Source organism: Arthrobacter sp. H14, assembly GCF_000520495.1.
Taxonomy (GTDB): domain Bacteria; phylum Actinomycetota; class Actinomycetes; order Actinomycetales; family Micrococcaceae; genus Arthrobacter_C.
Genome location: NZ_KI914640.1, coordinates 29770 through 34602, shown reverse-complemented (window position 1 = coordinate 34602; position 4833 = coordinate 29770). Strand labels below are relative to the sequence as shown.

Genomic DNA, 4833 nt, shown 5'->3' with positions numbered 1-4833 from the left:
CGACTTCCGCTGACCGGGCCGAAACACCGGCGAAGGTGACCTCGCCCTGCCCGGCCGCTGCGTCGTCGTCGTTCCCGTCAATCAGGACCAGCTCAACCAGCTCCGGGCAAGCCTCTACTGCTTCCCGTCCCATTCCGACGAAGTCGCTGTTCTTGTCCGAAGGCGCCACCACCAGCATCCGCATCCCGCACTGCTTGGCGACGAACTGGAGTTCGTGGGACCGGTAGGCAGGATTCACGTTAACCAGGATGGCGCCGGCCTTGGCGGTGGCGTACTGCAGGATGGTCCATTCCGCGCAGTTCGTGGACCAGATGCCGATCCGGTCGCCCTTGTCGACTCCCATCGCGAGGAGGCCCCGGGCCAGCCGATCCACTTCTTCGTTGAGTTCCGCGTAGCTCCAGCGGCGTCCGGTAGCGGCCTCAATCAATGCATCGTTGTCCGGAAACTTGGCGGCGATGCGCTCGAAATGGTCTCCAATGGTGCTGTCCAGCAGTGGCTGGTCGGACGGTGCTGAGGTATACGACTGCAAGCTTGAACTCCTTTGGTGACACCCGCGTTGGCTAAAGAGCAGGCTACCAAACAGTATGTTCCGCTCCACATTCGGCCCGGGCCCAAAAAAGTCCCCGCCGGTATGTCCGGCAGGGACCTTTTTACGTTGACAGGCATGGTGCAACCACCCGCTTGCGCGGGCTCGCACCAACCTAAGCTCCAGGAGGTGGACTTTCCACCTGCCGGAAAGTTTCCAGCTAGGCGGATTCGCCCTTGATCGTTTCTTCCCCGCTGGCCTCGGCAGGTGCCTCGTCCTCGCGGTTTGCGATTTCGGCGTGGACCTTTTCCATGTCCAGATCCTTGACGGCATCGATCACCTGGTCCAGCTGGGCCGCGTTAAGCGCGCCTGGCTGGGAGAAAACCAAAACCTTCTCGCGGAAGGCCATCAAAGTGGGAATGGAGGTGATACCTGCTGCCGCGGCGAGCTGCTGCTCGGCCTCGGTGTCCACCTTGGCGAAAACGACGTCGTCATGCTTATCAGAGACGGCCTCGTACGTCGGGGCGAACTGCTTGCAGGGCTGGCACCAATCCGCCCAGAAATCAACGAACACAATGTTGTTGTCTTCAAGCGTCGGAGCCAAGCTTGCTTCAGTAACTTCTACAGTAGCCATTCCTCCACGCTATACGCCCCGCCCGGCAGAGAACAGCGCTGTTCGCTGAGCGCATGATCGAGTACTCAGCCTCACCTTCAGCACCGGCGGAAAGACCGGTTGCAACCATGCCAAACCGGCGTAGGCTTTCCCCTACGTGGTTCCCACCTGTTCAATGGCGACAAACCGAGGAGTTCCGCATGAAGTCACTGCCCTTTATGGATTCCATCAACCAGCTGGAGAACGCGACCTGGCTGGATCCTGCGGCCAAAAGCATCCGCAAGGTGGTCAAGAACGTCATCCGCCAACGCGACCTCAGGGACCTGCTCCATGGAGTTCCCTTCGGACACCCGTTACACCCCGTGATGGTGCAGATACCGATTGGCGCCTGGACGTCGGCCTCCATCCTGGATCTGGTTTCCGGCACGCAGAAGGCCTCCGCTGTCCTGATCGGTACCGGCATCACCGCCGTACTCCCCGCAGTCGCCTCCGGCCTGGTGGACTGGTCGAAGTCCGAACCCGGGCCGCAGCGCACGGGACTGGTGCATGCCGGCGTGAACGTGGTCGCAACCAGCCTGTACGCCATCTCCTTGATCCAACGGTGCACCGGCAGGGAGAAGGCAGGCAAGATCTTCAGTCTCGCAGGAATGGCCGCCGTCTCCACCGGTGGCTTCATCGGCGGGCACCTCGCCTACCGTCAGGGAGCGTCCATCAGCCGCGTCATCGACATCCCGAACAACGTACCCTCCGGCTGGCATCAGGTCGCAACCCTGGATTCGTTGGAAGAGGGCAAACTGACGGGCGGCACGATCGGCGAAACCCCGTTGGTCTTGTTCCGCCGGTACGGAACGGTCCGAGCCCTTGCCGCCACCTGCAGCCACCTTGGCGGCCCGCTGAATGAGGGCAAACTGATCGACGACGGCGATCCCTGCGTTGAGTGCCCGTGGCACCAGAGCGTGTTCTCACTCCGCACCGGCGAAGTCATCCACGGTCCGGCGACTGCGCCGCAGCCGCATTTCGAGACCCGCATCGTGGAGGGTCAGGTAGAGGCGAGGCTGAGGCCGGCGCACAGTTAGGGCTATCACCCACAGACAGTCGCTGAGTCAGTTAGTCGATGAGTTCATGAAAAAGCCTCCCCGGTCAGTGTTTCACTGGCCGGAGAGGCTTTTCGTTCGGTGGCAGATGAGGGATTCGAACCCCCGTAGGCGATGCCAGCTGATTTACAGTCAGCCCCCTTTGGCCACTCGGGTAATCTGCCGTGTGCCCGTTTGAACGATGTTCAAAAGAACTTACTCCCTCAACGAGGGAGCAGTAAAACTGTACAAGGGATTGGCCACAGAATCGAATCGGGCTCCGGCAGGAGGTTTCTTGACGTCTACAGTCCCCGCATGATGCGGTCCTCAAGCTGGGTCGCAAACCGGTCCGCCTGCTCGCAGGTCACCTGCCCCAGCCACACGGCGACGTCCATGTCCTGCCTGACACCGCTGATGCGTTCTTCCTGCTCGGGAGTGAGTTCCTTCCGCTGAGTCAACAGTGGGGCGACAGCAACCGTCCGGACAATGTCCTGCTGGAACACGGGCGATGCGGTTTTGGCCGCAGCTGCCGGGCCTGAGCCCATAGCTACGGATCCTGCCATAGTTGCAGTAGCAAGAAACGTTCCTGCCGCGGCTCTTATAGAACGAATGAAGTATTTTCGGCGGCGTACCAACCGAACCTCCTCGAAATAGTTGATCAATGCAACCGGTAGTGTCTCCAGTCTTCCGGTCGGAGTTAGAGATCCCCGCAAAAAATGCTGGGAGCGGGCTGGGAACGACCGTTCCATTCCTGCCTTCGGGCGCCTGAAACAGTAGGCTGGTTCAAAAGCAATCCCTAGACCCAGGAGGAATCATGGCCAGCGAGTCTTCATTCGACGTCGTCAGCAAGGTCGATACCCAGGAAGTGTCCAACGCCCTCAACCAGGCCCAGAAAGAACTGTCCCAGCGCTACGATTTCAAGGGCATTGGCGCCGAGGTCGACTTCAGTGGCGAGAAGATCCTGATGAAGGCCAACTCCGAAGAGCGGGTCAAGGCAGTGCTGGATGTGTTCCAGTCCAAGCTGGTCAAGCGTGGCATTTCCTTGAAGTCACTCGACTCGGGCGAGCCGTACGCTTCCGGCAAGGAGTACCGGATCGAGGCCTCCATCAAGGAAGGCATCGCCCAGGACCAGGCCAAGAAGATCAACAAGCTCATCCGGGACGAGGGTCCTAAAGGCGTGAAGTCCACCATCCAAGGCGACGAACTGCGTGTCACTTCCAAGAGCCGTGATGACCTGCAGGCGACCATGTCGCTGCTGAAGGAATCCGACGTCGACGTCGACCTGCAGTTCGTGAACTACCGGTAGTTCCTACTGGAGCTGGCGTCCTGCCATCTTCTCCAGCCGCGCCACCCGCTCATCCATGGGCGGGTGGGTCGAGAACAGCTTCTTGAGATTGCCACCCTTGAACGGGTTGGCGATCATTAGGTGCGACGCGTTCACCAGGCGCTGTTCCTGCGGCAGCGGCGTCCGCTGCGTTCCGACGTCCAGCTTCCGCAACGCGGAGGCGAGCGCTAGCGGATCGTCGGTGAGCTTCGCGCCGTCTTCATCCGCGTCGAATTCCCGTGTACGGGTGATGGCCGTCTGAATCAGCATCGCCGCAAATGGTGCGAGCAGCGCCGTCGCAATCATCGCCAGCGGATTGCCGCCACGGTCGCGGCCGCCGCCGAAGAACAGCATGAACTGGGCCACCGACGTAATGACGCCGGCCACCGCGGCGGCGACCGATGAGGTCAGGATGTCGCGGTTGTACACGTGCATCAGTTCGTGCCCAAGCACTCCGCGCAGTTCCCGCTCGTTCATCATCCGCAGAATGCCGTCCGTGCAGCAGACGGCAGCGTTCTCGGGATTGCGTCCGGTGGCGAACGCGTTTGGTGCCGGTGTCGGCGAGATATACAGCCGCGGCATTGGCTGGTTCGCGCGGGCGGAAAGTTCGCGGACAATGCGGTACATCTGCGGCGCCTCGGCCTCAGTGACTGGAAAGGCCTTCATGGCGCGGATGGCGATCTTGTCGCTGTTCCAGTACCCGTAGGCGGTGGTGCCGACGCCGATCAGAGCGAAAAGCCACAGGAACATGCTGCTGCCCGTGCCCGCGGAAATGAGCGCGCCGATGCCGAGCAGGACGGCGAACATCACGCCGAACAGCGCCGCCGTCTTCAAGCCGTTGAAATGGTTGTGCAACTGAACCGGTCTCCTTCTCAGCCAACCTCGAGCGCTACGTTTGTCGAGCGCTTCATCCGGTACAACGCACGGCCCATGCGGCCTGTTCCTCGGCTATGAAGTGGTGAGTGCGCGTCTTCAAAATGCCGTGTTCACGACGTTCAACATTCAGGGCTCGGGGTGTCGCGCGTCGTAGTGGGCAAACCGCGGCTGCCATTTCGCCAGCAGCCACACCCCGGCAATACAGGCAATACCACCGACGACGGCGGCCCAGCCTTCGCCGATCCACTCGCCATTGCCACCGGCCACCGCATCGCCCAGCCGCGGTCCGCCCGCCACGACGACGATGAAGACCCCCTGCAGCCTCCCCCGCATCGCATCCGGCGTCGCGGCCTGCAGGATGGTGGTGCGGAAAACGCTGCTGACCGAGTCGGAGATACCTGCCAGGACCAGGCAGGCAGAT

6 protein-coding genes, 1 tRNA gene and 1 pseudogene are annotated in these 4833 nt (G+C 61.5%); 2 read left to right on the top strand and 6 right to left on the bottom strand.

The genetic code is table 11. The features are described 5' to 3' along the window. On the bottom strand, nt 1–529 hold a 529-nt coding region (locus Y707_RS30530), incomplete at its 3' end, for an AMP-binding protein (RefSeq protein ID WP_035780607.1). Nucleotides 530–746: 217 nt separating this feature from the next. After that, a complete protein-coding gene (locus tag Y707_RS0106365; RefSeq protein WP_026534456.1) occupies nt 747–1160 on the bottom strand; it encodes a thioredoxin family protein in 414 nt (137 codons plus the stop codon). A 179-nt stretch (nt 1161–1339) separates the two neighbouring features. Here Y707_RS0106365 and Y707_RS0106360 point away from each other — a divergent pair, with 179 nt between their 5' ends. Next, nucleotides 1340–2215 (top strand): Rieske (2Fe-2S) protein, encoded by an 876-nt coding sequence (locus Y707_RS0106360; protein ID WP_026534455.1) that lies wholly within the window; start codon nt 1340–1342, stop codon nt 2213–2215. A 100-nt stretch (nt 2216–2315) separates the two neighbouring features. On the opposite strand, the gene Y707_RS0106355 is transcribed toward Y707_RS0106360, so the two are convergent. Beyond that, nucleotides 2316–2397 (bottom strand) — tRNA-Tyr (locus Y707_RS0106355). A 117-nt stretch (nt 2398–2514) separates the two neighbouring features. Next, nucleotides 2515–2775, bottom strand: coding sequence for a hypothetical protein (locus Y707_RS0106350; RefSeq protein WP_155852778.1), 261 nt, complete (start codon nt 2773–2775; stop codon nt 2515–2517). A gap of 251 nt (nt 2776–3026) precedes the next feature. Here Y707_RS0106350 and Y707_RS0106345 point away from each other — a divergent pair, with 251 nt between their 5' ends. After that, on the top strand, nt 3027–3518 hold the full coding sequence (locus Y707_RS0106345) for a YajQ family cyclic di-GMP-binding protein (protein ID WP_026534453.1): 492 nt from the start codon (nt 3027–3029) through the stop codon (nt 3516–3518). Nucleotides 3519–3521: 3 nt separating this feature from the next. On the opposite strand, the gene htpX is transcribed toward Y707_RS0106345, so the two are convergent. Further along, nucleotides 3522–4391 carry a zinc metalloprotease HtpX gene (gene htpX / locus Y707_RS0106340; protein WP_026534452.1) on the bottom strand — a complete coding sequence of 290 codons (870 nt, stop codon included), beginning with the start codon at nt 4389–4391 and terminating at the stop codon, nt 3522–3524. Between the two features lie 147 nt (nt 4392–4538). Continuing rightward, a pseudogene (locus Y707_RS31290) lies at nt 4539–4833 on the bottom strand (MFS transporter); the annotation flags it as partial.